This is a genomic window from Allobosea sp. GW821-FHT12C12 (assembly GCF_058807355.1).
Genome location: NZ_JBXAQP010000007.1, coordinates 103,992 through 129,070, shown reverse-complemented (window position 1 = coordinate 129,070; position 25,079 = coordinate 103,992). Strand labels below are relative to the sequence as shown.

The 25,079-nt window shown below is 68.1% G+C and carries 22 protein-coding genes; 5 read left to right on the top strand and 17 right to left on the bottom strand.

Annotation, left to right across the window (positions count from 1 at the left end; genetic code table 11):
* Nucleotides 1-864: an AraC family ligand binding domain-containing protein gene (locus AC1RRW_RS12190; RefSeq protein WP_492901033.1), complete on the bottom strand. Its 864-nt coding sequence runs from the start codon at nt 862-864 to the stop codon at nt 1-3.
* A gap of 125 nt (nt 865-989) precedes the next feature.
* On the bottom strand, nt 990-3,158 hold the full coding sequence (gene ligA, locus AC1RRW_RS12185; RefSeq protein ID WP_492901032.1) for an NAD-dependent DNA ligase LigA: 2,169 nt from the start codon (nt 3,156-3,158) through the stop codon (nt 990-992).
* A gap of 210 nt (nt 3,159-3,368) precedes the next feature.
* Here ligA and AC1RRW_RS12180 point away from each other — a divergent pair, with 210 nt between their 5' ends.
* The gene (locus tag AC1RRW_RS12180; RefSeq protein ID WP_492901031.1) at nt 3,369-4,169 is read left to right on the top strand and encodes a DUF2189 domain-containing protein; all 801 of its coding nucleotides are present in this window, start codon (nt 3,369-3,371) and stop codon (nt 4,167-4,169) included.
* 31 nt (nt 4,170-4,200) lie between these two features.
* On the opposite strand, the gene AC1RRW_RS12175 is transcribed toward AC1RRW_RS12180, so the two are convergent.
* Nucleotides 4,201-4,887: a hypothetical protein gene (locus AC1RRW_RS12175; protein WP_492901030.1), complete on the bottom strand. Its 687-nt coding sequence runs from the start codon at nt 4,885-4,887 to the stop codon at nt 4,201-4,203.
* 193 nt (nt 4,888-5,080) lie between these two features.
* Between AC1RRW_RS12175 and AC1RRW_RS12170 the strand changes: the two genes are divergently transcribed.
* Nucleotides 5,081-5,401, top strand: a complete 321-nt coding sequence (locus AC1RRW_RS12170; protein ID WP_492901029.1) for a hypothetical protein — start codon at nt 5,081-5,083, stop codon at nt 5,399-5,401.
* Between the two features lie 64 nt (nt 5,402-5,465).
* Here the strand turns inward: AC1RRW_RS12170 and AC1RRW_RS12165 are convergent, their stop codons facing one another.
* From AC1RRW_RS12165 to AC1RRW_RS12155, 3 genes are all read right to left on the bottom strand, one after another.
* The gene (locus AC1RRW_RS12165; protein ID WP_492901028.1) at nt 5,466-6,269 is read right to left on the bottom strand and encodes a carbohydrate ABC transporter permease; all 804 of its coding nucleotides are present in this window, start codon (nt 6,267-6,269) and stop codon (nt 5,466-5,468) included.
* Nucleotides 6,266-7,135 (bottom strand): carbohydrate ABC transporter permease, encoded by an 870-nt coding sequence (locus AC1RRW_RS12160; protein ID WP_492901027.1) that lies wholly within the window; start codon nt 7,133-7,135, stop codon nt 6,266-6,268. The genes AC1RRW_RS12165 and AC1RRW_RS12160 overlap by 4 nt, the downstream gene beginning before the upstream one ends.
* Nucleotides 7,136-7,257: 122 nt before the next feature.
* Nucleotides 7,258-8,496 carry an ABC transporter substrate-binding protein gene (locus tag AC1RRW_RS12155; protein WP_492901026.1) on the bottom strand — a complete coding sequence of 413 codons (1,239 nt, stop codon included), beginning with the start codon at nt 8,494-8,496 and terminating at the stop codon, nt 7,258-7,260.
* A 114-nt stretch (nt 8,497-8,610) separates the two neighbouring features.
* On the opposite strand from AC1RRW_RS12155, the gene AC1RRW_RS12150 reads away from it, so the two are divergent.
* Nucleotides 8,611-8,766 carry a hypothetical protein gene (locus tag AC1RRW_RS12150; protein ID WP_492901025.1) on the top strand — a complete coding sequence of 52 codons (156 nt, stop codon included), beginning with the start codon at nt 8,611-8,613 and terminating at the stop codon, nt 8,764-8,766.
* A gap of 64 nt (nt 8,767-8,830) precedes the next feature.
* Here the strand turns inward: AC1RRW_RS12150 and AC1RRW_RS12145 are convergent, their stop codons facing one another.
* Complete coding sequence (locus AC1RRW_RS12145; RefSeq protein WP_492901024.1) at nt 8,831-11,011, bottom strand: DEAD/DEAH box helicase; 2,181 nt, start codon at nt 11,009-11,011, stop codon at nt 8,831-8,833.
* A gap of 259 nt (nt 11,012-11,270) precedes the next feature.
* Here AC1RRW_RS12145 and AC1RRW_RS12140 point away from each other — a divergent pair, with 259 nt between their 5' ends.
* Together AC1RRW_RS12140 and AC1RRW_RS12135 are read left to right on the top strand one after the other, a co-directional pair.
* The gene (locus AC1RRW_RS12140; protein ID WP_492901023.1) at nt 11,271-11,639 is read left to right on the top strand and encodes an antitoxin Xre/MbcA/ParS toxin-binding domain-containing protein; all 369 of its coding nucleotides are present in this window, start codon (nt 11,271-11,273) and stop codon (nt 11,637-11,639) included.
* The gene (locus tag AC1RRW_RS12135) at nt 11,632-12,150 is read left to right on the top strand and encodes an RES family NAD+ phosphorylase (RefSeq protein WP_492901022.1); all 519 of its coding nucleotides are present in this window, start codon (nt 11,632-11,634) and stop codon (nt 12,148-12,150) included. Before AC1RRW_RS12140 ends, AC1RRW_RS12135 begins: the two co-directional genes overlap by 8 nt.
* A gap of 14 nt (nt 12,151-12,164) precedes the next feature.
* Here the strand turns inward: AC1RRW_RS12135 and recN are convergent, their stop codons facing one another.
* The 10 genes from recN to murG form a co-directional block, all read right to left on the bottom strand.
* On the bottom strand, nt 12,165-13,853 hold the full coding sequence (recN, locus tag AC1RRW_RS12130; RefSeq protein WP_492901021.1) for a DNA repair protein RecN: 1,689 nt from the start codon (nt 13,851-13,853) through the stop codon (nt 12,165-12,167).
* A gap of 55 nt (nt 13,854-13,908) precedes the next feature.
* On the bottom strand, nt 13,909-14,799 hold the full coding sequence (locus AC1RRW_RS12125) for an outer membrane protein assembly factor BamD (RefSeq protein WP_492901141.1): 891 nt from the start codon (nt 14,797-14,799) through the stop codon (nt 13,909-13,911).
* Nucleotides 14,800-15,030: 231 nt separating this feature from the next.
* The gene (gene lpxC, locus AC1RRW_RS12120; protein ID WP_492901020.1) at nt 15,031-15,978 is read right to left on the bottom strand and encodes a UDP-3-O-acyl-N-acetylglucosamine deacetylase; all 948 of its coding nucleotides are present in this window, start codon (nt 15,976-15,978) and stop codon (nt 15,031-15,033) included.
* Nucleotides 15,979-16,293: 315 nt separating this feature from the next.
* The gene (gene ftsZ / locus AC1RRW_RS12115; RefSeq protein WP_492901019.1) at nt 16,294-17,982 is read right to left on the bottom strand and encodes a cell division protein FtsZ; all 1,689 of its coding nucleotides are present in this window, start codon (nt 17,980-17,982) and stop codon (nt 16,294-16,296) included.
* A 102-nt stretch (nt 17,983-18,084) separates the two neighbouring features.
* Nucleotides 18,085-19,410, bottom strand: a complete 1,326-nt coding sequence (gene ftsA / locus AC1RRW_RS12110; RefSeq protein WP_492901018.1) for a cell division protein FtsA — start codon at nt 19,408-19,410, stop codon at nt 18,085-18,087.
* Nucleotides 19,407-20,342, bottom strand: a complete 936-nt coding sequence (locus AC1RRW_RS12105) for a cell division protein FtsQ/DivIB (protein ID WP_492901017.1) — start codon at nt 20,340-20,342, stop codon at nt 19,407-19,409. Before AC1RRW_RS12105 ends, ftsA begins: the two co-directional genes overlap by 4 nt.
* Nucleotides 20,339-21,253, bottom strand: coding sequence for a D-alanine--D-alanine ligase (locus AC1RRW_RS12100; RefSeq protein ID WP_492901140.1), 915 nt, complete (start codon nt 21,251-21,253; stop codon nt 20,339-20,341). Before AC1RRW_RS12100 ends, AC1RRW_RS12105 begins: the two co-directional genes overlap by 4 nt.
* A 319-nt stretch (nt 21,254-21,572) precedes the next feature.
* Nucleotides 21,573-22,499: a UDP-N-acetylmuramate dehydrogenase gene (gene murB, locus AC1RRW_RS12095; RefSeq protein WP_492901015.1), complete on the bottom strand. Its 927-nt coding sequence runs from the start codon at nt 22,497-22,499 to the stop codon at nt 21,573-21,575.
* A gap of 40 nt (nt 22,500-22,539) precedes the next feature.
* Entirely contained in the window at nt 22,540-23,943 is a 1,404-nt protein-coding gene (murC, locus tag AC1RRW_RS12090) for a UDP-N-acetylmuramate--L-alanine ligase (RefSeq protein ID WP_492901013.1), read from the bottom strand.
* Between the two features lie 38 nt (nt 23,944-23,981).
* Nucleotides 23,982-25,076: an undecaprenyldiphospho-muramoylpentapeptide beta-N-acetylglucosaminyltransferase gene (gene murG, locus AC1RRW_RS12085; RefSeq protein ID WP_492901012.1), complete on the bottom strand. Its 1,095-nt coding sequence runs from the start codon at nt 25,074-25,076 to the stop codon at nt 23,982-23,984.
* Nucleotides 25,077-25,079: the final 3 nt, after the last annotated feature.

The window sequence follows — 25,079 nt, the reverse complement described above, 5'->3', positions numbered from 1 at the left end:
TCAGGAGAGATGGGCGGCGCGGAAGACGCCCGGCGTCACGCCGAGCCGCGCCTTGAAGGCGCGCGTCAGATGCGCCTGGTCGCAGAAGCCCGTCGAGGCCGCGACATCGACCGGGCTTTCGCCGCGCCGCAGCCGCTCGCGGGCGCGCCGCACCCTGAGATCGACCAGCCAGGCATGCGGCGTCAGGCCCGTCTCGCGGCGGAAGGCGCGGATCAGATGGTGGCGCGGCAGCCCGGCGGCGCTTGCGAGATCGGCGAGCGACAGATCCTCGTCATGGCGCGCCTCGATCAGCGCCTTGACGCGCGAAACCGGACCCTGCTCCGCGCCGACCGTCCGGATCGAAAGGTCGGCATGCCGCGCCAGCATATGCCCATAGGCGCGCAGCAGCGCCTCCTCGCCGGCGAGCGCGTCGCCGCCCTCCTCCAGCAGCCGATGCGCGGCGGAGAACAGCGCCGCCCCGATCGCGTCCTTCACCACCGGCTCGCGGAAGAAGGGGATGCCGATCGCCTCGCGCCCGCTCAGCGAGCCGGCCAGTTCCTGCATCAGTCCGATCGCCGGATAGCTCATCCGGTAGCGGTATCCGCCATCGCTCGGCGCGCCGTCATGCACGTCGAAAGGCTGGTTCATGACGATATCGCCGGCCCCGGCATGGAGTTTCCGGCCGCGCGCATGCCAGACCTCGCAACCATGCTCGATCGTCCCGATCGCATAGGTGTCGTGGGCATGCGGCGCGTAGGCGTGGGTGCGGAAGGTCGCGGCGAGGAATTCCAGGCCGTCGAAGCGCGGCGCGGTGAACAGGTGCGCGCTTTCGCCCGCCCGCGGCGGCGTCTCGTGCAGGGCCTGCGCCTGGCTGATCAGATTCATGGCGCGAGGTTAGAGCGGAATCGCGCCAGGCTGTCTTGAAGAAAAGTGATGGGAAGGACCAGCGGCAGCCGGCGACCGCCCGACAGGGCCTCCAACCAATGCTCCGACCGCCGACCGCCTGTTGACTACTGGCCCACGAGCTCGAACCAGCCGGCCTCGTCGATCACCTGCACGCCGTGCCTGGCCGCGTCCTTGAGCTTCGAGCCCGCGCCCGGACCCGCCACCAGCAGGTCGGTCTTCGACGAGACCGAGCCGGCGACCTTGGCCCCGAGCCGTTCCGCCATCGCCTTGGCCTCGTCGCGCGTCATCCGCTCCAGCGCGCCGGTGAAGACGACGGTCTTGCCGGCGACGGGGCTGACCGAGGCGACCGCCTCCAGCGGCTGCGGCGTCACCCGCGCCAGCAGGCGGGTCAGCATCTCCTGATTATGCGCCTCGGCGAAGAACTGCAGCAGCGCCTCGACCACGGTCGGGCCGACGCCGTCGATCGCATCGAGCTCCTGCCGTTGCGGCGCGGCCGGATCGGCGGCCGCGATAACGGCCGCCTGCAAGGCCTCGAACGAACCGTAATGCCGCGCCAGCAGCCGCGCATTGGTTTCGCCGATATGGCGGATGCCGAGCCCGAAGACGAACCGGTTGAGCGGCGGCGTCCGGCGATCCTCGATAGCCGCGAAGAGCTTGGCCACGCTCTGCGGTCCGAAGCCTTCCTTGTCCTTGAGCTTCTTGAGGTTCGCGCCATCGCGCTCCGCAAGCGTGAAAATGTCGGCCGGTTCCTTCACCGGCAGATCGGGGTCGGCATGGAAGAGCTCGATCTGCTTGTCGCCGAGCCCGTCGATGTCGAGCGCGTCGCGCGCGACGAAATGCTTCAGCCGCTCGACGGCCTGAGCCGCGCAGATCAGGCCGCCGGTGCAGCGTCGCACGGCGTCCTCCTTGCCCGAACGCGGATTGTGCTCGCGGACCGCATCGCTGCCGCAGATCGGGCAGGCCGTCGGAAAGGCATAGGGCTTGGAATCGGCCGGGCGCTTCGACAGGTCGACAGCCTCGACGCGCGGGATCACGTCGCCGGCGCGCTTCACCGTCACCGTGTCGCCGATCCGGATGTCGGAGCCGTCGCGTATCGGCGCACCCCTCGAATCGAAGCCGCGGATATAGTCCTCGTTGTGCAGCGTCGCATTGGTGACGACGACGCCGCCGACGGTGACGGGCTTGAGCCGAGCCACCGGCGAGAGCGCCCCGGTGCGGCCGACCTGGATGTCGATCGCCTCCAGCACGGTGGTCGCCAGTTCGGCCGGGAACTTGTGCGCGATCGCCCAGCGCGGCGCGCGCGAGACGAAGCCGAGGCGCGCCTGCAAGGCCAGGTCGTCGACCTTGTAGACCACGCCGTCGATGTCGTAGCCGAGCGTGGCGCGCTGCTCCTCGATCAGCCGGTAGCGCGCCAGCAGTTCCTCGACGGTTTCGCAGCGGGCCATCAGCGGGTTGATGCTGAAGCCCCAGCGCCCGAAGGCCGCGACGACGCCGGCCTGCGTCTGCGCCGGCTTGTCCGGCATCTCGCCCCAGGCATAGGCGAAGAAGCGCAAGGGCCGCGCGGCGGTGATCGAGACGTCGAGCTGGCGCAGCGAGCCCGCCGCGGCGTTGCGCGGATTGGCGAACTCCGCGAGCCCCTTCTCGCGCTGCCGCTGGTTGATGCCGGCGAAGTCGTCATGGCGGAGATAGACCTCGCCGCGGACCTCGGCGATGTCGGGCACATCCTGTCCGGCGAGCCGGTGCGGGATCTCGGCGATGGTGCGGGCGTTGGCGGTGACGTCCTCGCCTTCCTCGCCGTCGCCGCGCGTCGCGGCATGGACGAGTTCGCCCCTCTCGTAGCGCAGCGAGAGCGAGAGGCCGTCGATCTTCGGTTCGGCGGTGAAGGCCGGGCCTGCGACATCGCCTTTCATGCCGAGGAAGCCGCGCACCCGCTGCACGAACTCGGCGATGTCCTCGTCGGCAAAGGCGTTGCCGAGCGACAGCATCGGCACGCGATGCCTGATCTTAGCGAATTTCGACGACGGCTTCGCGCCGACCTGGCCGCTGACGGCGTTTGTTCCCTTCAGGGCCGGAAAGGCCTCCTCGATCGCCACGAGCCGGCGGCGACGCGCGTCATAGGCGGCGTCGTCGAGGATCGGGGCGTCGTTCTGGTGATAGGCCAGATCCGCCCTGGCGATCTCGGCGGCCAGCGCCTTGTGCTCGGTCTTTGCCTGGCGGGCCGTCAGGCTCTCGATGGGCAGGCTCTCGCCGGGGGTGTCGTCGGACTCGCTCATGGGCACCTATTAGGCGAGATCGGCCGTTCGGGAAACGGCAGGAACCTTTCCTGCCCACTCCCGGTTTCGTGTCCGCGGTGGATGCGACAAGCGCCCGATTCCGGTGTAAGATCGGTCCGCTTGGAATTGGAAGCTCGACGCCTGCAGGCTGTTGACCCGAGGATAGCGTCAAAAGCCGAAGGCGAACCGGGCCGAACCGGGAGTCACGCCATGGCCAATCTCGACGCAACCATGATGCAGGCGCAAAGCCGCGAAGCCGGCATGCCGCGCATCCGCACCATCACCACGCAGGATCTTCGCGACGCGCTCTGGCGCGGCTGGGAGGACTTCAAGGCCAAGCCGAGCCATCTCGTCTTCATCGCCTTGATGTATCCCGTCGCCGGGCTCCTGCTCGGCCAGCTCACGGTGAGCTACAATATCGTGCCGCTGCTGTTTCCGCTGATCGCCGGCTTCGCGCTGCTCGGCCCCTTCGCGGCGATCGGGCTCTACGAGATCAGCAGGCGGCGCGAGAAGGGCATCGATTCCTCCTGGGGCCATGCCCTCGCGATCCTGCGCTCGCCCTCGATCGGCCAGATCGCCCTGCTCGGCGCGATGCTGACCGGACTATTCGTGGCCTGGATGGCCTCCGCCTGGTTCATCTACCGCGCATTTCTTGTGCTCGAACCCACGTCCAACGCTCGCGACTTCCTGCACGCCGTGCTGACCACCTTCGACGGCTGGGTCATGATGGTCGTCGGCAATTCGGTCGGCCTTCTCTTCGCCATCGCCGCCTTCGCGATCTCGGTCGTGTCGTTCCCGCTGATCATCGACAAGCGCGTCGACGCCGCCACCGCGATCAAGACCTCGATCGCGGCCGTGGAGGCCAATCCGCGCGTCATGATGATCTGGGGCCTGATGATCGTCGGCCTGCTCGTGCTCGGCTCGCTGCCGGTGCTGGTCGGCCTCGTCGTCGTCATGCCGGTGCTCGGCCATGCGAGCTGGCATTTGTACCGCAAGGTCGTCGAGGTCTGACGGGACTTGTAAACATCTCTCGCGAGCCCCGCTAGGGCTGAGGCTCGCGAGGTTGCACTTTAGACTGGTCTAGCTTTTCGTTAGCAGCAGTTCTTCGTTGCTCGACTTGCCTTTGTACGAAGGAGCCAATGAAAGCGCCCAATGTCAGCTTGGTAAGATCAAAAAAATTTGTCTGCTGAGCCGGAACCAAAGACAAAATTGCCAATAAAGAAAAAATTAATGTAAGACCTACAGTAGCCAAAGGCAGTCCTGTCAGTCCTAGTTTTGTAAAACCTCCAGTAAAACCACTCAGGCTGCTTAGACGAACATACTGATCAATCGCTTCTGATTTTCCTTCAGAAATCAGCGGCGCCAACAATGCATAATTTCCTGACGGAATTGGATTGTCGCTACTTGCTCCAGAAGCTATTGTTAATTTATATCCTATGTATCCACTAGTAATTGTTACAATAAAAATAAGTATATGCACAAAATACAGTGTAAAAAGATTTGTAAAAGGTCCGTACTCAGACCGAATTATGTTCGCGCCAACAAATATTGGTCGATCTAGTAGAGCAGATATCAAAGGTGGAATTATTATAACAAGCGCTAGAAATATGATTGATATTCTAAAAACAGTAAAAGCTGCACGTGCTGCGCCTAGAATATTTTCACTTATGACTGGAGTTGGCGCAAGCTCGCTCAAAGATTTGTTCTCAACTGGATCTTTTTGGCTCATCCTAAAACCCCTTGATCGATAGCTCTAGGTCATGCTCGCTAAAAGTGTGATTGATTTGTGTAGTGCTGGCAACAGCCTACTTCGCTTTGAGCAAAAAAAGATTCTGCATCAGGCTTTGAACCTTCCCGCTCTGTCCCGCGACCAACGGGCATGGAGCGGCGTGGTGCGGCTCCTCAACAAGGGAGCAACTTACATGACCAAGCGCCTCACCCTCGCCGGCCTCGCGGCCGCCTTCGTCATCGGCACGGGCACACTGATCGGCGGCTCGATCGCGAGTTCGAGTTCGGCCAAAGCCTTCACGGTCCTGCCCGGCCACGGCCATCATGGGCATGTCCGCGACAGCTGGCGTCATCCGCGTCCTTGGGGCGAGCCGCGCCGCCACTGGGGCCATCGCGGCTGGGGCTATGCCCCCGCTTATGCCGGCTTCTACGGCGGCGGCTGCTACACGGTGATCAAGGCCCGCTTCGTTCCCGGCATCGGCCTGGTCGAGCGTCCGGTCCGGCGCTGCTACTGAGCATGCGCCATGCGTCGCGCAGACAGGGAGCCGGAGCGATCCGGCTCCCTCGCTCGGGACCTGCTCAATGCTGGTCGACCGAGACCTCGCGCAACAAACCGCGCCGGACCAGGCCGATCGCCGCCAGCACCGGCAGCGAGGCCAGAAGCCCGATCGCCGACAGCCGACCCCACAGCGTCTCGTCCTCGGTGATCAGCGTCGCGATATAGGCCGGCAGGGTGAAGTTCGACGGCGTCTGCACGAAGAGCAATGCGAACAGGAACTCGTTCCAGCTCATGATCGCGACGAAGACGCCGGTCGCGATCAGCCCCGGCATCAAGAGCGGCGCGACGATGTCGACCGTCCGGCGCAGGAAGCCGGCGCCGTCCATCATCGCCGCCTCCTCGAACGCGACCGGAACGTCGCGCACGAAACCGAGCAGCATCCAGATCGCGAAGGGCAGCGCGTAGATCTGATTGACCAGGACGAGGCCGAGATGGCTGTCGATCAGGCCGAGCGCCCGCAGCAACTGGTAGAGCGGGATGGCGAAGGCGATAGGCGGCGCCAGCTTGATCACCAGCACGAAGCCGAGAAGGACGAGGTCGAGCTTGCGCGGCAGCGAGAGCCTGACCAGCGCATAGGCCGCCGGCAGCGCGACCGCGAGCGAGAGCAGGACGGTGCCGATGGCGACGACGACGCTGTTCAGGCCCAGCCGCCAGGCGGAGGTCTCGAGCAGCGCGCGGTAGTGCATCAGAGTCGGCGTCCGCGGCCAGAGCGAGACCGAGGACGAGACGTAGTCGGACGGCGGCTTGAACGAGGTCGCGCCCATCCAGATCAGCGGGACGAGGCCGAGCAGCGCGACGAGGCAGGCGGCGGAGATCCGGATCATCGCCCGGCCCCGCGCAGCATCGAGGCGGCATAGACCAGCGCCAGCGCACCGGCGACGACGATCATCACGATCGCGGCGGCCGACGCCATGCCGATGTCGAAGAAGCGGAAACCCTGCCGGTAGATGTAGAGCGAGACCGTCTCGGTCGCCTGCCCCGGCCCGCCGCCTGTCATCGCATAGACCTTGTCGAACAGCTTGAAGCTGTCGACGCAGCGCAGCAGCGCCGCGATGAAGAGATAGGGCGAGAGCAGCGGCAGGGTCATGGTGAGGAAGCGCCGCCACGGCCCGGCCCCGTCGATGCGCGCGGCCTCGTAGACATCGCGCGGGATCAGCCTGAGGCCCGCGAGGATGATCAGGAAGGCGAAAGGCGTGCTCTGCCAGACATCGACCAGCACGATCGACCAGAGCGCGAGACTCGGATCGAACAGCCAGGGCACGGGCGTCAGGCCGATGGCACGCAGCAGGTTGTTGAGGAAGCCGAGGTCGAAATGGAACCAGGCCCGCCAGATCGCGGTGACGACCATGGTCGAGAGCACGAAGGGCGCGAGCAGGAGCGTCATCACGAGACCCCGGCCGGCGAAGGCGCGATCGAGCAGCAGGGCTAGCCCAAGGCCGAGCGCCACCTCGATGACCGTCGAGGCCAGCGTGAAGACGACAGTATTGGTCACCGCCTGCCGGAAGAAACGGTCGCCGAGCAGGTCGAGATAATTCGCGACGCCGATGAACTTCGCATCGGCGAACCCGTAATCGGTGGCGAAGAAGGACAAGGCCAGCGTCCGCCCGAGCGGATACAGCGTCAGCCCGCCGAGCAGGAGCGCGGCGGGCATGAGCAGGAGCCAGGGCAGCAGGCGGTGATGGGCGATCATGCTTCGGGCCGGACGAGGTCTTCGCTCCCCGTCATTGCGAGGAGCGAAGCGACGAAGCAATCCAGGGGGGCGTAGAGGCCAGTCCGCTGGATTGCTTCGCTAGGCTCGCAATGACGAGACGCTCAGCGCGCCAGCGCCCGCGCGATCTGCGCGTTCGCCTCGGTCAGCGCCTGCCGCGGCGGCATCTGGCCGATCAGGGCGAGCTGGAGATAGTCGCCCAGGATCGTCTCGACGCGGGCCCATTGCGTGATGCGCGGGCGGGCCTGGGCGAGGTTGAGCGCCTCGAGCTGGGCCGGATACCAGCGATATTTCGCGACGAGGTCCTTGTCGTTGAACAGCGCCGCCAGCGTCGGCGGATTGCCGGTCTCCAGCGCGATCAGCTTCTGGTTCTCGGGCGAGGTGACGAAGCGGATGAAATCGGCCGCGCGCGCCTTGTTGGGGGAATCGGCCGGGATCGCCAGAAGCCAGGCGCCCAGCATCGGGGCCGGCCCCTTGACCTCGCCGGGCGAGGCCACGACCTCGACCTGGCCGGCCACCTTCGAGACCTTGCCGTCGTCGAGCGAGCCGGCCCAGGACGACCACATCTCGACGGCGATGGCGGCGCGGCCCTGATGAATCGCGTCGCGCAGTTCTGTCGCGTTGTAGGTCTCGACGCCCTTGGGCGCGAGCGCCTTGAAGCTCAGGAACTGGGTCAGCGCCTTCAGCGCCTCGGGCGTGTCGAGCACGGCCTTGCCGGCATCGTCGACGACCTGCCCGCCCTGCGCCCAGAGCACCGGCAGGAAGGAGGTCACGATCGGGTTGCCCTTCAGCCCGCGGAAGACGAGACCGGAGACGCCCTCCTCCTTGGCCTGGATCGTCTCAGCCGCCTTGACGACCTCGCTCCAGCTCTTGGGCCGGTCGAACCCGTGCTTGGCGAGCAGGTCCTTGCGATAGGCGAACATCGCGATGTTGCCGACGAAAGGCGCGGCGAAGAGCTTGCCCGTCCCGACCGGATGACGCGAGACCGCCGCCGCCGACGTGACGAACTCGCCCGGCAGACCGCCCACCGTGTCGAGATCGGTCAGCCAGCCTCGCGACATGAACTCCGGCGCCCAGATGTCGTCGAGCATTGCGACATCGGTCGCGCCTGTCTTCTCGCGCGCGCCGATGGCGAGCCGCTCGTAGAGCGGGCCGCCCGGCAGTTCGAGCCGCTCGATCTTCACGGCCGGATTCCTGGCCTGGTAAAGCTCGACCATCCTGGCGAGCGCGGGCGCGAACCCGGCATCGCGCCCGGCGATGACGAGGCGGTCCTGCGCCGCGGCCCCGAGCGAGGTGGCGAGCAGGACGAGCACGGCCGAGGCCGCGTGGCGAATGAGCTTCATGGACGTTCCCCCGGATGATTTTCGCCGAGCCTAGGTCCGGCGAAGGATGGGGGCAAGTGAGCCGCATTTGCGACAGGCATGCGACGATCCGGGAACATTCGCGAGCGGACGCGGTTGAATTCGCGCCAGCGGATCAAAACCGCGCGGCATCCATCATGCGGGCTGCGATGGCCCGCTCAAGCCTGGGGGCTCGCCATGAACAACATCATCTACATCGTCGGCCTGATCGTCGTCGTCCTCGCGATCCTGTCCTTCCTCGGCCTGCGCTGAGCGCGGCGTCGGACGGAAACGAAAACGGCCGGCATGACGCCGGCCGTTTTGATTGGCACCGCTTTCAGCGCGGCTTTTTCGACTTGAACGGCTTGGCTGCGCCGAAGGGCTTGCCGGCCCGCCTCTCGCCCTTGCCGGCGTAAGGCTTGCCGAAGCCGGGCTTGCCCCCGGCATGGGACTTTCCAGCGGGCTTGCCGTCGGGTCTCGGGCCTGACCGGAACGACACGTTCGGATCCGCGACCTGCTGGTCCCGGTCGCGGCGGACCGGGTCATACGGTGTTGCCGTGTCGAAAGACCTGGCCGCGCCGAACGGCTTGCCACTGCCTTCATAGGCCTTCTTCCTGCCCCCGTAGGGCTTCTTGCCGTCGAACGCCCTGGTGTCGGACGGCCTTGTCTCCGGCGCGCGGCCCTCGAACGGCTTTCCCTCGTAGGGCTTCTTCTCGAACGGCTTCTTCTCGAACGATCTGGCCGGCCGCCCGTCGTCGCGCTCGGGCCCGGCATGGGCGGCGGGCGCATGAGCTGAAGGTCGATGGCTCGCCTTCTCGCCGAAAGGCTTGGCCGGACGGCGCTCTTCCTCGCCGGTGACGGGCTCGATCACGATCCTGTCGCGGTCGACCGCCCTGGCCAGTTCGTAGAAGCGCTCGGCCACGCCGGCGTCGATCTCGACCTTGGTCTCCTTGTCGAAGATGCGGATCGCGCCGACCTCGTCGCGGGTGATCTTGCCGCGCCGGCACAGCATCGGCAGCAGTTGGCGCGGATCCGCCCCGTCCTTCCGGCCGATATTGAGGCGGAACCAGACGGTGTCGCCGCGCGGACCGGCCTTGTGGCGTGGGGCATCCGGGCGCGGGCTGGCCTCGCGACCCTCGCCGAAGCGCGCGCCCTCGCGCGGGGCGTAGTCCGCGCGAGCACGAGCCGACCGCGTGTCGCGGCCGAAATTCGGATCGCCGACCTCTTCGGCGCCCGGCAGACGCGAGCGGTAGACACGCACAAGCGCCGCCGCGATCTCATTGATCGAACGGCCCGCGAGCAGCGCCGCGACCATGGCGGCGTCCTCCTCCGCCGGCTCGCCGGTCAGGATCGGATCGTTGAGCAGGCGCTCCTGGTCGAGCGCGCGGATCTCGTCCTGCGTCGGCGGGCCGGCCCAGACCGCCTCGACCTTGGCCTCGGCGATCAGCATCTCGGCCTTGCGGCGGCGCGAGGCCGGCACCAGCAATACGCTCGTGCCCTTGTTGCCGGCGCGCCCGGTGCGGCCGGAGCGATGCTGCATCACCTCCGGGTCGTTGGGCAGCTCGGCATGGATCACCAGCTCCAGCCCCGGCAGGTCGATGCCGCGCGCGGCGACGTCGGTCGCGACGCAGACCCGCGCCCTGCCGTCGCGCAGCGCCTGCAGCGCCGAATTGCGCTCGCTCTGCGAGAGCTCGCCAGACAGCGCCACGGCCGAAAAGCCGCGCTCCAGCAGGATCGCCTCGAGATGGCGCACGGAATTGCGGGTGTTGCAGAAGACGAGCGCCGTCGGCGCGTCGTGGAAGCGCAGCAGGTTGACGACGGCGAGCTCGGCCTCCTTCGGGTAGACCCGGATGGCGCGGTATTCGATGTCGGCATGGCCGCGCGAACCGCCCGTCACCTCGATGCGCAGCGCGTTGCGCTGGTAGTTGGTGGCGAGCTGGATGATCGCCTTGGGCAGCGTCGCCGAGAACAGCAGGCTCCGGCGCTCGGCCGGCGTAGTCTTCAGGATGAATTCGAGATCGTCGCGGAAGCCGAGGTCGAGCATCTCGTCGGCCTCGTCGAGCACCACGGCCTTGAGCGCCGAGACGTCGAGGCGATGGCGCTCGATATGGTCGCGCAGGCGGCCGGGCGTGCCGACGACGAGATGCGCGCCCTCGTCGAGCAGCGCCGCCTCGCGGCGCGGGTCCATGCCGCCGACGCAGGCGATGACGCGGGCGTTGGCGTGCTTGTAGAGCCAGGCCAGCTCGCGCTGGACCTGCAGCGCCAGTTCGCGCGTCGGCGCGATGATCAGGGCGAGCGGCTTGGCCGCACGGCCGAAGGCCTCGGCCTCGCCGAGCAGCGTCGTCGCGATGGCGAGCCCGTAGGCGACGGTCTTGCCCGAGCCGGTCTGCGACGACACGAGCAGGTCGCGGCCGGCGGCATGCTCCTCCAGCACGGCGTTCTGCACCGGCGTCGGATCGGAATAGTTGCGTTCGGCGAGCGCGCGTGCGAGCGGCGCGCTCGTGGGAAGAAAGGACATGGGATGTCGAGCCTGAGGTTACGGCGCAGAGACGAAAACGGCGCATGAAATCGGACGACGGGCGCGCGGCACTAAAAAGCACAAGCCGGCGCGCGGCCATCGGTTGGACGCGGCTCATAGAGCAGATCGGGACAAAAGGGAATGGAAGCGGCACGGAGGCAAGACGGGAAGCGGCAAAGACCGCAGGACATGGATTGATAATCGCGCGTCTCGGTCTCATATTGGACAGGCAGAGACTGAATGATGCAGGAATTGCGCCATGCCCGCGGCACTGGAGTTGAGCGCGACGGCTTTCCGTGAAAGCGGCCAGCCCTATCTCTCGGCCCGCCGCGTCTCGGAAAAGCTGGGGCTTCCCCTGAGCGACCTTGCTGCGATGATCGGCGTGGCGCGCTCGACGCTGACGGCGAAGTCCGGCGCGCGCAAGGTCGACGGCGCGCTCAGCCCGCTCGTGCGCATCGTCGCCATGGCGGCCGAGATGGCCGGCGACGAAGGCCGAGCCGCGATCTGGTTCAAGCACCAGCCGCTGCCGGGCTGGGGTGGCAAGACGGCGCTCGATCTGGTCCGTGAGGGCAAGGGCGCGAAGGTGCTCGACTATCTCGAATCGGTTCGCGCCGGGGTCTATGCCTGAGCCGGGGCCGGCTCAGGCGCTGGCGCTCTGGCGGGCCTATGTCCCGCGCTGGTCCTATCGCCCGCTGTCGGGAGAGGGCGCGGCCCGCTACGGCGGGCGCTGGAACGCGGTCGGACAGCCCTGCCTTTACGCGGCGCGCGAACTTTCGACAGCATGGGCCGAATACAATCAGGGCTTCGTTCAGCACCCGGCCCTGATCGCACAACTCAAGCTGAGCAATGTCCGGTTGGTCGATCTGACGGATGTCCCAGGGCTGCGCGAGACAGGCGCCCCGGCTGACATCCATAACGTCGCCTGGCGCGCGCTTCTCGATGATGGCGTCAAACCTCCGACGCACATCCTCGCCGAGCGGCTGCGAAACGATGGCTGGGACGGTGTGATCTACCCGTCCTTCATGTCGCCCGGCGGCAGTTGCGTCGCGCTCTGGCGCTGGAACGGAATCGACGGGCCACGGATCGAGATCGTCGATCCGGAACAGCGCCTGCCGAAGGATTCCCGCTCCTGGGAATGATCCGGCGAGGCCACCTATGACCGTCCGACGCCCGCCGCCTCCAGCAGCCGCCCCGCCGCAGCCCTCGCCTCTTCCGTGATGCTCGCGCCCGCCAGCATGCGGGCGATCTCCTCGCGGCGGCTCCGCTCTTCCAGCGCGGTCACGCGGGTCACGGTGCGCCCGGCGGCGTCGCCGTCCAGCGCCGATTTCGCGATCAGGAAATGCCGGCCCGCCTTGGCCGCGACCTGCGGCGCATGCGTCACCGAGATCACCTGCACGCGCCGGGCGAGCCTGGCCAGCCGCTCGCCGATCGCGTCCGCGACGGCGCCGCCGACGCCGGTGTCGATCTCGTCGAAGACGAGCGTCGGCGCGGAGCCGCGCTCGGCCAGCACCACCTTCAGCGCCAGCATGAAGCGCGAGAGTTCGCCGCCCGACGCGACCTTCATCATCGGACCCGGCCGGGTGCCGGGATTGGTCTCGACCCAGAACTCGACGCGGTCGAAGCCTTCCGGTCCGCGCGCGGCTGCGTCGGTCTCGATCTGGGTGATGAAGCGGGCGCGTTCGAGCTTGAGCGGCGGCAGTTCGGTCTTCACCGCGGCGTCGAGCCGGGACGCGGCCTCGCGTCGCGCCGATGAGAGCGCCTGCGCAAGCCCGACGAAGGTCGACTCCGCGTGCTTCAGTTCGTCCGCCAGTCGGCCGAGCGCGCCCTCGCTGTCGTCGAGCGCGGCGAGATCCGCCGCCATGCTCTCCGCCAGCGGCAAGAGGCCATCGACAGGCACGTCGAACTTGCGGGCGGCGGCGCGCAGCGCGAACAGCCGCTCCTCCGTGCGCTCCAGCTCGCGCGGATCGTATTCGGCGGCGCGCATCGCGGCCTGCAGCGCCTCGCCCGCCTCCTCCAGCGCCACCAGCGCCGTGTTGAGCGCGGCGCAGGACGGATCGATCAGCGTCGGCGCCTGCCCCGCGCGGCGCTCAAGACGGCGCAGCACGGCCGAGAGCGCCGGCAGGGGCGAGGCCTGCCCGCCGACGGCCTCGTAGGCCTCGCCGAGATCGCTTGCGACCTTCTCGGCCTGCATCATGCCCTGCCGCGTCGCGGCCAGCGCCTCCTCCTCGCCGGCCCCGGGCGCGAGCCTGGTCAGTTCGGCCACGGCATGGCGCAGGAAATCGGCCTCCTTGCGCGCCGCCTCGACGCGGATGCGCTGCGCCTGCAAGGCCTGTCGCGCGCGCTTCAGCGTCTCGCTCGCGGCAGCGACCTGCGCCGCCTGCCCTTCGAGCCCGCCGAACCCGTCGAGGATGGCGCGGTGCTCGCCCGCGTCGGTCAGAGCGCGGTCGTCATGCTGGCCGTGGATCTCGACGATCGCGGCCCCGATCAGCTTCAGGATCTGGACGCTGACCGGCTGGTCGTTGACGAAGGCGCGCGTGCGGCCGTCGGCATATTGTACCCGGCGCAGGATCAGGTCGCCATCGGTGTCGATCTCCTGCGCCTCCGCGAGCTTGCGCGCGGGATGGGCCCTCGGCAGGTCGAAGACGGCGCTGATCGCCCCTTGCGCCTCGCCATGGCGCACGAGAGACCCATCGCCGCGCCCGCCCAGCGCCAGCGCGAAGGCGTCGAGCACGATCGACTTTCCCGCCCCGGTCTCGCCGGTCAGGACGCTCAAGCCCTCGCCGAGCGACAGGTCGAGCCGGTCGATCAGGACGATGTCGCGGATCAGGAGTTGGGCCAGCATGGCCTAAAGGCTCGAAGAGCGGAACGGGCGCGCGCGAGCCTTCATGCGGCAGGTATCAGAACGGGTTAAGGCTGATGACCGCCCGCGAGAAACCCTGGAAGGCGCGGCTGATATAGGAGCCGCGATCCTCGCGCGGGGCGAGGCCGCCGCTCTCCAGCAGCACGTAGGAATCCTTGTACCACGGGCTGTCGGGGAAGTTGTGCCCGAGCACGGCGGCGGCTGTCTGCGCCTCGTTGGTGATCCCGAGCGCCATATAGGCCTCGGTCAGGCGCATCAGCGCCTCCTCGACATGGCGTGTGGTCTGATATTTGGTGATCACGTCGCGGAAACGGTTCACCGCGCCGGTATAGTTGCGCTTCTCGAGATAATAGCGCCCGACATTCATCTCCTTGCCGGCGAGCTGGTCGCGGGCGACCAGGAGCTTCTCCTTGGCGTCGAGCACGTATTCCGATTTCGGATATTTGGTCACCAGCTCCTGCAGCGCCAGGATGGCCCGCTCGGTGCGCTCCTGGTCGCGCGTCGCGTCCGGGATCTGGTTGAAGTAGGACATCGCCATGATGTACTGCGCATAGGCCGCATCGGGGCTGGCCGGGTTCTGCGCGATGAAGCGCTTCGAGGCGGTGATCGCCTCTTCCCACTTGTTCGCCTGATAGTTGGTGTAGGCGGCGAGGATCAGGCCCTTCTTGGCATAGGGCGAGAACGGCGCGTTCCGGTCGATCTCGTCGAACTTCTTCGACGCGCCTTCGCTGTCGCCGTTCTGCAGCCGCGCCAGACCCTCGTTGTAGAGCCTGTCGGCCGGGACCTCGGCGACGACCTCGGGCTTGTAGACCTCGGGCCGGTCGAACGGATTGAGCGACGACATCGTATCGCAGCCGCCGAGCAGCAAGGCTGCGCCCAGCGCCAGCGCGGGGCCGGCGCCGATCCGGCCGGCGACGGTCCTGCCGATGAGATGGGGGGTCGGAATGCTTTGCCGATTGACGCTCACGTCGTCCGTCCTCTTTCGCTGCGTTCCCGCGGTCGGAAGCGCATGCCATACCTCAGACGCGACCGTTGCGCCACTGCGCCGAGCGCCGGTCGGAACCGGAGCCCCGGATGCGACAGAAAATCGACGAATCGAAGGCGGGACCAGCAGCGGCCCGGACCTTCCCGGCGTTCTGAAAGACCGGCGGCGCGCGCCTCAGCGAATGTCGGGCGCGAAGGCGGCCGGCGCGGCGGCGGCCATCTGCACGGCGCGCGGCGCGGCGTAGACGGGAGCGGCCTCGACGATGGCGTAGTTCGCGCGGTCGGCGAAGAGCGCCTCGAGGATGCGCACGTTGAGGCGATGGCCGCCGCAATGGGAGCGGAACTCGCCCTGCAGCGGGTAGCCGGCCAGGGCCAGATCGCCGATCGCGTCCAGGACCTTGTGACGCACGAACTCGTCGGCGTAGCGCAGGCCTTCCGGATTGATGACCTTGTCCTCGCCGATGGCGACGGTGTTGTCGAGCGAGGCGCCGAGCGCGAAGCCGGCCTTCCAGAGCTGCTCGACGTCGCGCATGAAGCCGAAGGTGCGGGCGCGGCAGATCTCGCGGGCGTAAGCGACCGGATCGAGATCGAAGACCTTGCGCTGGCGGCCGATCACCGTGGTGTCGAAGTCGATCTCGACATCGAGGCGAAAGCCCTCATCGAAGGGCAGGAGCTCGGCGAAGGCGCGGCCGTTCTCGACGCGCACCGGCCGCAGGACCTTGAGATAGCGGCGGCCGGCGCTCAGCGAGACCGTGCCCGTCGCCTCGATCGCGGCGACGAACTCGGCGGCGCTGCCGTCCATGATCGGCATCTCGGGCCCGTCGATCTCGACCAGCACGTTGTCGAGTCCAAGGCCGGCGCAGGCCGACATCAGATGCTCGATCGTCGCGACGGAGGCCGCGGCCTTGTCGCCGATCACGGTGCAGAGCTCGGTCGCGCTGACCTTGGTGTGCCTGGCGTGGATGAGTTGGGCCGGGCCGTCGTCGGGGCCCTTGCGCAGGAAGACGATGCCGGAATTCGCACTGGAAGGCTTGAGGCAGATCGTGGCGGGAGAGCCGGAGTGCACACCGATGCCCGTCAGGGTCACGGGAGCGCGCAATGTGGTCTGCCGATCGAAGTTCATTCCGGTATCCAAATCCTAGACCGCAAGAAGGCTGGGGGCGCTTGCTGGAAGCGTCCGGTCAGTCACCTTTTGCGGTACCCCTGAAAGCGCGGCGCGGAGCAAAATCCCGCGCCGATGTCCCCCTTAGTGCAGCTGCAACATAAGCGCCCTGGACCGGCAGACAAAATCACGCTTTCTTTCGCTCTGTTACAACCGCAGAACGCCAGAGAATACTGACGATCCGATTGATAGATATGGTTTTCCAGACGTGAACAGGTCCCGGCGCGGGGCTCTGCGCCGGGACCTGCTACAGTCAGGCGACGACCGGCCGGCGGCTCAGCTGGTCTGACGGCGCAGGAAGGCCGGGATTTCGAGGTGATCCTCCTCGCTGCTGCGATTCGGCTGGACGCGGCCGAGCGTATCGAGCTGGCCTTGGGCGGGGCGCGAGGCTGGCGGGGCCGGCCGGCGCATATATTCCGCATGGGCAGCGCTCGGCGCGGGGGTGGCCGCGGGCGCGGCGGGCGCCTGGCGGATAGGCGGCGCCGGCTGCTCGGCGGCGTCCTCGTCCTTGCGGCCGAAGCCGACGGCGGCGAGGCGCTGCATCAGCGACATCCGCTTCTGGTCGGCGGAGGCGGCGGGCTGCGGCACGGCCTGCGCGCCACGGCTGGCGGCGATCTGGTTCTGCGCCGGAACCGGCAGATCCTCGATCCGGGGCATCCGCGTCGGACGGACGACCGAACGCTCGGCGACCGGGGGGATGAAGCTCTCCGCATGCGCCATGACGGGTTCCGCCGGAGCGACCGGCTCCAGCGCCGGCGCCACCGCCATCACCGGGCGCGGCTGGGCCGGCTCGATGCGGATATGCTCGGACATGGCGACCGGAGCGGGCGCGGCCGCGGGGCGCAGCGTCTCGATGCCGGGAGCCATCGCCGGCTCGGCCGGCATCGCCTGCTGGCGCGGGGCCGGAGCCGCGGTGCGCAGGCGGGCTTCCGCCTTCAGGCGCTCGGCGACCTGGGCGATGCGGGCCTCGGTCTCGTCCATCTCGGCCTGGGTGGTCTGCGGCTTGTCGATGCCGGTCGCCACGACGGAGACGCGCACGGTGCCCTCGAGCGATTCGTCGAAGGTCGCGCCGACGATGATGTTGGCCTCGGAATCGACCTCCTCGCGGATGCGGGTCGCGGCCTCGTCGACCTCGTAGAGCTTCATGTCGCGCCCGCCGGTGATCGAGATCAGCAGGCCCCGCGCGCCCTTCATCGAGACGTCGTCGAGCAGCGGGTTGTTGATCGCGGCCTGGGCGGCGCTGAGCGCGCGCTTCTCGCCCTGCGCCTCGCCGGTTCCCATCATCGCCTTGCCCATGCCGCGCATCACGGCGCGCACGTCGGCGAAGTCGAGATTGATCAGGCCCGGACGCACCATCAGGTCGGTGATGCAGGCGACGCCGGAATAGAGCACCTGGTCGGCCATGCCGAAGGCGTCGGCGAAGCCGGTCGTCTCGTTGGCGACGCGGAACAGGTTCTGGTTCGGGATCACGATCAGCGTGTCGACCGCCTCGTTGAGCTCGCCGATGCCGGCTTCCGCCATGCGCATCCGGCGATGGCCCTCGAACTGGAACGGCTTGGTGACGACGCCGACCGTCAGGATGCCCATGTCGCGGGCGACGCGGGCGATGGCGGGAGCCGCCCCCGTGCCGGTGCCGCCCCCCATGCCGGCGGTGATGAAGACCATGTGCGCGCCGGCGAGATGATCGCGGATCTCGTCGATCACCTCCTCGGCCGCAGCCCGCCCGACTTCCGGCTGCGAGCCGGCGCCGAGACCCTCGGTGACCTGCAGGCCCATCTGGATGATGCGCGAGGCCCGCGACAAGGCGAGAGCCTGCGCGTCGGTGTTGGCCACGACGAAATCGACGCCGTCGAGACCGGCCTCGATCATGTTGTTGACCGCATTGCCGCCGGCGCCGCCGACGCCGAACACCGTGATCCGGGGCTTCAGTTCCCGGATGTCCGGGGCTTGCAGATTCATCGCCATGGTTGCCTCTATGATCCTTGTCCGGCGCCTGGCGGGAGCCGTCCCGATTGCCACGATTCGACTTTGATGCGACCGGAAAAACGCCCCGCGCATCTGAACACTTTAGAAACTTTCCTTGAGCCACCGCCCGACGCGCGAGAGATAGCCGTCCATGCCCGTCGGCTGGAACGCGCCGGCGCTGCGTGGTTCGAAATGCTCGACATGGGCGACCTGCGGATAGACCAGCAGGCCGACCGAGGCCGCGAAGGCCGGGCCCTTGCCGGCTTCCGGCAGGCCCTTGATCCCGAGCGGACGCCCGGTGCGGACCTGACCGCCGAGGATGCGCCGCGCCGTCTCCGGCAGGCCGGTGAGCTGGCAGGCGCCGCCAGTCAGCACGACGCGGCGTCCGGCCTGGGCCGAGTAGCCGGCGGCGTTGAGCCTGTCGCGCACCAGTTCGAGGATCTCGTCGACGCGGGGCTTGATGATCCGGATCAGATGCGACTTGGCGAGATGGTTCGGCGTGTCGCGCTCGTCGTCGTCGACCTGAGGCACCGAGATCATGTCGCGCTCGTCGGAAGAGCTGGAGATCGCCGAGCCGTGCAGCGTCTTCAGCCGCTCGGCCGCCGAGACGCGGGTCGAGAGCCCTCGCGCCACGTCCATTGTGATATGGTTGCCGCCGACCGCGATCGCGTCGGCATGCATCAGATGCCCGCCGGAGAAGACCCCGAGGCTCGTCGTGCCGCCGCCCATGTCGACCACGACGACGCCCATTTCGGCTTCGTCGTCGACCAGCACCGAAAGACCCGAAGCATAGGGCGTCGCGACCACCGCCTCGACTTCCAGATGGCAGCGCTCGACCGCCAGCATGACGTTGCGCGCTGCCGCCGCCTCGCTGGCGACGACATGCATGTCGACCGAGAGCTTGTTGCCGATCAGGCCGCGCGGATCGAGCACGCCGGGAATGCCGTCGAGCGCATAACCCGTCGGCAGCGCATGCAGCACCGCCTTGCCGGGCCGGAGCGCATGGGTCGCGGCCGCCGCGAGCACGCGCTTGACGTCGTTGCCGCCGACCGAGCCGGAACGAAGGTCGACGCCGGCTTCGTAATGCTGCGAGCCGAGCCGGCCGCCGGTCAGGTTGACCACGACCGACTGGACCTCGACCTTGGCCATGCGCTCGGCCGCGTCGACCGCCGCCCTTATCGCGCGCTCGGCGTTCTCCAGATCGATGATCGCGCCGCCCTTCACGCCGAGCGAGCGCTGATGGCCGATGCCGATGATGCGCGCGACATGGGTGCGGCCGCGCAGGCGCTGGTTGGCCTCGGCCGGGTTCAGCTCGGCGATCAGGCAGACGACCTTGCTGGTGCCGATGTCGAGAATCGAGAGCGTCGCGCTCTTGCGCGACGAGAGCGGCCGCATCCGCGGCGTCAGGCCCTGGGACGTGAGGTTCATGCCTCGCCTCCCTTCTTCTTGCCCTTGGTCTTGAGCTGCTCGGCGCGGGCGGAGGCCGCCTCCTCCGAGAGCCGCATGACGACGCGGTCGGGCTGGCGCAGATCGATCGCCAGCACGTCCTTGTCGAGCAGACGCAAATCGCTCTGCAGCGCGACGAGGCGCCTGACCGCTTCCGGCGCGCCGGTCTCGGGCAAGCGTACATCCATGCCGTTGTCCAGTTTGAGCGTCCAGCGCCGACCGGCGATCAGCGTCGCGGCGCGCACACGCGGCGCGAGAGGACCGGCCTCGGCCAGCAGCGCCAGATATTCCTTGGCCCGGTTGTTGGCGTCCGCGCCGACGACCAGCGGCAGGTGGGCGAAGCGGCCGTCATCCATCTTGTCGATCACGGTGCCGTCGGCGGCGATGACGAAGAGGTCGCCCTTGACCTGCCAGAGCGCAAAGGGGGCCCGCTCGGTCAGCGTGATCGAGACTTCGCCGGGATAGAGCTTGCGGACGGTCGCCTCGCGAATCAGCGGCGTCGCCTCGAGGCGCTTGCGCGCCTCGTCGGCGTCGAAGAAGGCGAGGGAGACCTTCGGGTCGATGCCGGCCGCGATCAGCACCTCGATCTCGGAGAGTTCGGCGATGCCGGAGATGGTGACCCTGTCGATGCCGAGGCCGACCAGCTTCGCCAGCATGTGGCGCGGCTCGCCGTAGGCCTCGCGCAGCCTGTCGAAATGGCCGCCGAGCACGGACCCGATGCCGAGGCTCAGCGTCAGGAAGCCCAGCGCCAGGCCGGTGCCGATGCGGCGCGGCAGGCGCTGCGCCAGCGGCACCGCGACCGCGCTGCGGCGCGAGCGCCCAAGCCAGCGGCCCGGGCGCTGTCCGACCAGCAATTGCGGGCCGGCGGCGGGGATCGTCGAGCGGCGGACGGCCAGGGCCGTTCCCGCTTTCACCGATCCAGGGAGGCGTCCTCCACCATCCATCTGACGAGTTCACCGAAGTTCATGCCCGCATGGGCGGCCAACTCGGGCACCAAACTGGTCTCGGTCATGCCGGGCTGCGTGTTGACCTCCAGCCAGACGAGCGTGTCGCTCTCGTCGTCGTATCTGAAGTCCGACCTGCTGACGCCCCGGCACCCGATTGCTTGATGCGCCGTTAACGACCACTCTTCGATCTGCTGGTAAATATTTGGTAAAATTTGCGCCGGGCAGATGTGGATCGAGCCGCCTTTCGTGTACTTCGCGTCGTAGTCGTAGAACTCGCCCGTGGCGGCGCGGATTTCGGTCACGCCGAGCGAGCGATCGCCCATCACGGCGCAGGTCAGTTCGCGGCCCGAAATGAATGCTTCCGCCATCAGCATGTCGCCGCAGGGCCAGTCGGCCCGCGCGATCTCCTGCGGCGGATGCTCGCGACCCTTCTTGACGATGACGACGCCGACGGACGAGCCCTCGTCGATGGGTTTCAGCACATAGGGCGGCGGCAGAACGTGGCGCTCGGCAGCCTCGAAGCGCGAGACGTTGACGCCATGCGCCACGGCGACGCCCGCGGCGGCCACTACGGTCTTCGCCCGGTCCTTGCGGATGGCGAGCGCCGAGGCGAGAACGCCGGAATGGGTGTAGGGAATGCCGAGGATTTCCAGCACGCCCTGGATCGTGCCGTCCTCGCCGAAGCGGCCATGCAGGGCATTGAAGACGACGTCGGGCTTCAGTCGCGCCAGCACTTCGGCCACGTCGCGCCGCGCGTCGATCCGCGTCACCCGATACCCGACGCTTTCCAGCGCCGCGGCGCAGCCCGCGCCGGTGTTGAGGCTGACCTCGCGCTCGACGGACCAGCCGCCCATCAGCACTGCGACATGTTTGGTCATGCGGGTCCCCGATGCGCAACGCGCCGACCCTCGCTTTTGGACGGTTAATGCGGCGTTAAGGGGTTGGAGAAAAGGCCGCGATGCCGACGGGGCAAGGGCGCCGAAGCCGGATTTGCCGAGCTCAGCGCCAACAAGACGCAAAATCGGGGCGGTTGCTGTGGCGGTTTAAGCGGATCCTGCGAATGACGTTGCCAGCGGGAGCGGCGAGCGCGATGCGGGTTGACCGTGGATGCGATCCGCGTCGCGCGTCATGGGACTGCTCCACGATGAAGTCCTTACGCCCTGCCGCGATTGCGCTTGCCCTGGCGGGGCGCCGCCGTCAGGCGGCCACCCCGATCCGCTTGATCTCCCAATGGAGATCGAAGCCGGAGGTCTCCTTGACCCGCCGGCGCACCTCTTCGCCGAGCCCCTCGACATCGGCCGCCGTCGCGCCGCCGGCGTTGATCAGGAAGTTGCAGTGCATTTCCGAGACCTGCGCGCCGCCCATGCGCAGGCCGCGGCAGCCGGCGGCGTCGATCAGTTGCCAGGCCTTGCCGCCGGGCGGGTTCTTGAAGGTCGAGCCGCCTGTGCGTTCCCTGATCGGCTGGGCCGCCTCGCGCGCCGCCGTGACGCGGTCCATCTCGGCCTGGATCGCCGCCTGCTCGCCCGGCCGGCCCTGGAACAGCGCCGAGGTGAAGACGGTCTCGTGGGTCGAGGTCGCGCTGTTGCGGTAGGTGAAGCCCATGTCGGCGTGGGAGAGCGTCACGACCTCGCCGGTCCGGGTCACGCCGCGCGCCTCGACCAGCACGTCGGTGGTCTCCCCGCCATGGGCGCCGGCATTCATCCTGAGCGCCCCGCCGATGCAGCCGGGAATGCCGCGATAGAAGGCGAGCCCGTCGAGCGACGCGTCGGCGGCGGCACGCGCCACCTTGACGTCCGGCACGGCCGTTCCGGCGCGAAGCCGGTCGCCCGGCTCCAGTGCGATCTCGCCGAAAGCCTTGCCGCCGAGCCGGATCACGACGCCGGGAACGCCGCCATCGCGCACGATGAGGTTGGAGCCGAGCCCGACCACCGTGACCGGAATCTCGGGCGGCAGCACCGACAGCAGCAGAGCGAGATCGTCCTCGTCGGCGGGCGCGAACAGCGCCTGCGCCGGCCCGCCGACGCGAAACCAGGTCAGCCCTGCCATGTCGTGATTGGCGAGAAGCCGTCCGCGCAGAGCGGGCGCGGCGGCGCGAAGATCGGGAGCGATGTCGGGAAAGGTCATGGCCGGGCGCTATAGCCCTTCTCCCCCAAAGGGAGAAGGGTCAAGCAAGAGCCGCCAGCTCGCCCGGCAGCGCATAGGCCCATTGCGTGATGTTCCCGGCCCCGAGGAACACGACGTAGTCGCCCGGCCCGGCCAGCTCCGCGACCATGCCGGCGAGCTGCTCCGGTCCTTCCAGCGCCAGGGCATGGCGATGCCCGCGCGCCTTGATGCCCGAGACCAGGCCGTCGCGATCGGCGCCGGGGATCGGCGCCTCGCCGGCGGCGTAGGTGTCGGCCACGATCACCGTGTCGGCGTCGTTGAAGCAGGCGGCGAAATCGTCGAACAGGCTGGCGAGCCGGGTATAGCGATGCGGCTGCACGATCGCGATGACCTTGCCCCTGGTCGAGGCGCGCGCCGCCTTGAGCACGGCGGCGATCTCGACCGGGTGGTGGCCGTAATCGTCGAAGATCAGCGCGCCGTTCCATTCGCCGGTCTTGGTGAAGCGCCGCTTGACGCCGCCGAAGCCTGCCAGCGCCGCACGGATGCGCTCGACCGGCACGCCGAGATCATAGGCGACTGCGATCGCCGCCGTGGCGTTGAGCGCGTTGTGATGGCCGGGCATCGGCATGACCAGGTCGCGCACCACCTCGTCGCGGCCGCGCTTGCGGTCGCGGATCAGCAGCGTGAACTTGGCCTGCCCGCCGGAGAGATCGATGTCGATCAGCCGGAAATCGGCCTGCGGGTTCTCGCCATAGGTGACGACGCGCCGGTCCTCGATCTGCCCGACAAGCCCCTGCACGGTCGGATGGTCGATGCACATCACCGCGAAACCGTAGAAGGGCAGGTTCTCGACGAAGGTCCGGAACGCCGCCTTGATCGCGTCGAAGGTGCCGAAATGGTCGAGATGCTCGGGATCGATGTTCGTGACGATGGCGACGTCCGCCGGCAGCTTCAGGAAGGTGCCGTCCGATTCGTCGGCCTCCACCACCATCCAGTCGCTCTCGCCCATGCGGGCGTTGGTGCCGTAGGCGTTGATGATGCCGCCATTGATCACGGTCGGGTCGAGCCCGCCCTTCTCCAGCAGCGTCGCCACGAGCGAGGTCGTGGTCGTCTTGCCATGCGTGCCGGCGATCGCGACGCAGCTCTTCAGACGCATCAGCTCGGCCAGCATCTCGGCCCGTCGCACCACAGGCAGGCGCATTTCGCGCGCCGCGGTCAGCTCCGGATTGTCGCGCCTGATCGCGGTCGAGACCACGACGACCTCGGCCTCGCCGACATTCTCGGCCTTGTGGCCGACAAAGGTACGAATGCCCTTCTCGGCGAGGCGCTTGACGTTGGCGCCGTCGGCGGCGTCCGAGCCCTGCACCTGATAGCCGAGATTGTGCAGCACCTCGGCGATGCCGGACATGCCGATGCCGCCGATGCCGACGAAATGGATGGCGCCGAGTTTTGGCGGCAGCTTCATGATCGGACAATCCTTGAAAAACTGGAACCCGCGAGAAACTAGAATCCGGCGCTCTCGCAGACGAGTGCGGCGAGCCGCTCCGCCGCGTCGGGGATGCCGGCGCTCTTCGCGTTTGCGGCCATGGTCGTCAAGTGGGCCGGCTGCGCCAGCAGCTGCGACAGCTCGGTGGCCAGCCGACGCGGCGAGAACTCGCTCTGCAGGATGCGGATCGCGCCGCCGGTCCGCTCCAGCACCGCGGCGTTGGCGGCCTGGTCCTGGTCGAGCGAGCCCGGCAGCGGCACGAGGATGGCGGGACGGCCGATCACGGTCAGTTCGGCGACGGTCGAAGCGCCGGCCCGGCCGATCACGAGATGGGCCTTGGCCATTCGCGCGGGCAGATCCTTGAAGAAGGGCTCGATCTCGGCGCGGACGCCCAATCCCGCATAGATGCCGTGGACGCGGTCATGGTCCTCGGTGCGGGCCTGCTGGACGATCCTGAGCCGCGCCCGCTCGCTCTGGGTGAGCAACTGGATCGCCGGCGGCACGATGTCTGCCATGATGCGCGCGCCCTGGCTGCCGCCGAAGACGAGCAGTTCGAACGCGCCTTCGCCCGGCCACTCATAGGGCGCGGCCGCATCGACAACGGCGGGCCGCACCGGATTGCCGACCTGCCGGCATTTCGCCCTGGCCGGCGCGGACAGGCCGCCGACCTCGGCGAAGCCCGTCGCGATCACGCTCGCGCGCGCCGACAGGAAGCGGTTGGCCCGGCCGATTACGGCGTTCTGCTCGTGGATCATGGTCCGGAAGCCGCCGAGCGCCGCGCCGAGCACCGGCGGCACGGTCGGGTAGCCGCCGAAGCCGACCACGAGGACGGGCTTGAGCTCGCGGACGATGCGGCGCGCGGCGATCGTGCCCTTTGCCAATTGGAGCAATGCGCCGGCCATCTTCGGCGGCGAGCGTCCCGACGGCGTCGCCGCCGGCACGGCACGCACCGCCTCGGCCGGAAAACCCTTGGCGAACTCGGCGGCGCGCGTGTCGGTCATCAGCAAGACGCGCATGCCGCGCTCATGGAGCGCGTGGCTCAGCGCCTCGGCTGGAAACAGATGGCCGCCGGTGCCGCCGGCGGCGAGGATGACGAGGGGTCCGCTCGTCATGGC